The organism is Demequina sp., from assembly GCF_024642165.1.
GTDB lineage: Bacteria > Actinomycetota > Actinomycetes > Actinomycetales > Demequinaceae > Demequina.
The window spans coordinates 21,585-24,997 of the sequence record NZ_JAHEBP010000024.1; the positions used below are offsets into that span (position 1 = coordinate 21,585).

3 protein-coding genes are annotated in these 3,413 nt (G+C 67.3%); 2 read left to right on the forward strand and 1 reads right to left on the reverse strand.

Annotation, left to right across the window (positions count from 1 at the left end; all coding sequences use genetic code 11):
• On the reverse strand, nt 1-1,022 hold a 1,022-nt coding region (locus tag Q0L54_RS03885; protein WP_296665636.1), incomplete at its 3' end, for a LacI family DNA-binding transcriptional regulator.
• Between the two features lie 312 nt (nt 1,023-1,334).
• Here Q0L54_RS03885 and Q0L54_RS03890 point away from each other — a divergent pair.
• Both Q0L54_RS03890 and Q0L54_RS03895 read left to right on the forward strand, forming a co-directional pair.
• Nucleotides 1,335-2,657, forward strand: coding sequence for an extracellular solute-binding protein (locus Q0L54_RS03890; RefSeq protein WP_296665637.1), 1,323 nt, complete (start codon nt 1,335-1,337; stop codon nt 2,655-2,657).
• 77 nt (nt 2,658-2,734) lie between these two features.
• The coding region (locus tag Q0L54_RS03895; RefSeq protein ID WP_296665638.1) for a carbohydrate ABC transporter permease at nt 2,735-3,413 on the forward strand (679 nt) is incomplete at its 3' end.

The window sequence follows — 3,413 nt, forward strand, 5'->3', positions numbered from 1 at the left end:
CGCGGAGGCGCGGTGGTGCCCCGCACCACCAGCTCGGTCGGGAGCACCACGTGCGGGACGTCGACCTGTGGCACTCCCTCAATCTGCTCCAGCAGCAGGCGCACCAGCTCCTTCCCCGTCTGCTCGAAGTCCTGCCGGATCGTGGTGAGCGGCGGGACCGAGAAGCGGCTCAGCGAGATGTCGTCGAAGCCCACCACGGAGACGTCCTCGGGCACCCGGCGCCCCGCCTCGTGGAGCGCCATGCGGAGGCCCAACGCGGTCTCGTCGTTGGCGCAGGCCACCGCCGTCACGCGTGGATCCGCGGCGATCATCGCGCCGGCCCGGTATCCGGACTCGGCGGTCCAGTCTCCGGGAAATGGTTCGGGCGCCACGATGCCTGACTCCTCGAGGCGACTTCGCCAGGCCAGGGCCCGCAGACGAGCGGGCTCCGATCCGGGGGGACCCGCGATGTGGTGCACGGTGCGATGGCCCAGCTTCAGCAGATGGTCGACCGCCAGCCGCATGCCGGTGTACTCGTCGCTCACGACGGACGGGTACCGTCCCGAGGCGCGCGAATCGCTGACCGCGACGGGCATACGCGCGGGCAGGGGGATCTCATCGGCGGCGCCCTCCGCTCGGATGATCACGAGGCCGTCGACCGACTGGTGATGAAGGCGACGCGCCGCCGGCTCCCAGCCGCCCGACGCCGCGCCCGGCACCGTGAGGAGCGAGACGCCGTAGTCCGCGGCCTCCGCGGCGCGCAGCAAGGCATCCGTGGTGCGCGCCTCACCCGTGCGGTCGAACCGTCGCGCGATGAGGCCGATGGTGCCGTAGCGCCCATTGCGCAGGGCGCGTGCGGCGCGGTTGGGTGAATAGCCCAGCTGCTCCATCGCCGTCAGCACGCGTTCGCGGGTCTCCGGCCGGACCGCCTCCGCCCCCGTCGAGGTGCGCGACACGGTCTGCGCGGAGACGCCGGCAAGCCGCGCGACGTCGGCGATGGTGGGGCCCGTCTTGCGTCCACGCTGCGCCGGCTTCGCTGCCATGCCATGAATCCTAGCCCGAGAAGGCCCCTCGATGTTGACGTCGCCATAGCCCGCCGCCAGGCCGTGCGGAGGCGGCGCACGGGCCAGGGGGCCGTTACACGATCGTGACTCGGCTCGCCGAGAGCGCCCCCGCACCCCCGTGCTATGTTTACGTAAACAGGCACCTTGCGGTTGTGGAACGGCGACGAAGACGTCTCACCTTGGAACCGTCGACGTCGACGCCTCCTCAAGGGTGACTGTGGGACCCGGTGGGCGTACGACGTGGTGCGCCCGGCAGCTCCGGGAGGTTCCGAACAGAATGGCGGACAGCACATGTACAAGTTTCGAACGGGCGTAGCGGTCGCGGCCACTGCGGTGGCTGCCTTGGGCCTCGCCGCGTGCTCCAGCGGCGGCACCACCGACGAACCGACCGGCTCGGGCGGCGGCGACACCGGCGGCGAGATGGGTACCACGCTCACGGTGTGGGCCTGGGACCCGGCCTTCAACATCTACGCGCTGCAGGAGGCCGAGAAGGTCTACCAGGCGGACCACCCGGACTTCACGCTCGACATCCAGGAGCAGACCTGGGACGACGTGCAGGTCAAGTTGACCACGCTGGCACAGTCGGGGGAGCTCGACCAGCTTCCCGACATCTTCCTCATGCAGAACAACGCGTTCCAGAAGAACGTGATCAACTACCCGGACGTGTTCACCGACATCACGGACTCGGGCGTGGACTTCAGCCAGTTCCCCGATGGCGTGACCGCGTACTCGACGGTGGATGGCATGAACTATGGCGTGCCGTTCGACTCGGGCACCGCGATCAACGCGATGCGCACCGACGTGCTCGAGCAGGCGGGATACACCGTCGACGACTTCACCGACGTCACGTGGGCTGAGTACATCACCATGGGTGAGGACGTTCTGGCCAAGACCGGCATGCCGATGATGACCGGCCAGGCCGGGTCCTCCGACATGATCCTGATGATGCTCCAGTCCGCGGGCGCGAGCCTGTTCGACGCCGAGGGCAACCCCACCATCACCGATAACGCGGCACTCGAGGCGGCCATCGCCGTCTATGCCGACATGGTGAAGAAGGGCGTCTTCGTCGAGGTCAACTCCTGGGACGAGTACATCGCGTCGATCGTGAACGGCACGGTGGCCAGCACCATCAACGGTGTGTGGATCTCCGGTTCCATCCAGAGCGCGGCAGACCAGGCGGGCATGTGGGCCGTCACCAACCTCCCCAGCCTGGACGGCATCGACGGCGCCACGCACTTCTCCGCCAACGGTGGCTCCTCATGGGCGGTCAGCTCGAACGCGGATGTTGCGCTCGCGGCTGACTTCCTGAACTCCACCTTCGCGGGATCGACCGAGTTCTACGACACCATCCTGCCCGGCGCGGGCGCGGTGGCGAACTGGCTCCCCGCCGGTGACTCGGACGTCTACGCCGAGCCGCTGGACTTCTTCGGAGGCCAGGCCATCTACGCCGACGTGCTGCAGTTCTCGGCAGGCGTGCCCAGCAACAACACGGGCGTGTACTACTACGAGGCACGCGACGCGGTGAGCGCCGCCATCACCAAGATCATCAACGGTGATGACGCCCAGAGCGCGCTCAGCGAGGCGCAGGCCAACGTCGAGTTCGCGATGAGCTGACACACAATCGGCGAGGGAGGGGGTCGGGCGACCGGCCCCCTCCCACACCAGTCAATGGGAGTGATTCTGTGTCAACGATGACGCCAATCGCGGTCCCCGACCGCGCGCCCAAGAAGACCGGCAAGGCCCCCAAGGTCAAGATCTCGCCGGCCGCCCGCCGTCGCAGCCTCACGGGATGGATATTCCTCATCCCGGCCGCCGCGCTCATCGGCATCATGATGTTCTGGCCGATGTTCCAGGCGCTGCTCCTGTCGATGAAGACGGGGCGCGGCACCGCGATCGACTTCGCAGATCCGCTGTGGTTCAACTACGAGCGGATGCTGCAGGACGACATCTTCAAGCTGACCATTCAGAACACGCTGCTGTACCTGGCGATCCAGGTGCCGATCATGCTGATCACAGCGCTGCTGCTCGCGAACATCCTCAACAACCCGAGGCTCAAGCTGAAGGGGATGTGGCGAACCGCCATCTTCCTGCCCGCCGCGATCTCGCTCGTCTCGTACTCGCTGGTGTTCCGCACCATCTTCGCCACCGACGGGCTGGTGAACGACTGGCTGTTGGCGCTGCATCTGATCGATGGCCCGGTGAACTGGCTGGGTCAACCGGGCACGGCTCGGATGGTCATCATCCTGGGACTGCTGTGGCGCTGGACCGGCTACAACATGATCTTCTACCTCGCGGGTCTCCAGAACATCGATCCGACCACCATCGAGGCGGCGAAGATCGACGGTGCCGGCCCCATCCGGACCTTCTTCT

Bases quoted from the DNA above. Each gene is read 5' to 3' on its own strand.
- Q0L54_RS03890 (WP_296665637.1), top strand. From the start codon at position 1,335: ATGTACAAGTTTCGAACGGGCGTAGCGGTCGCGGCCACTGCGGTGGCT.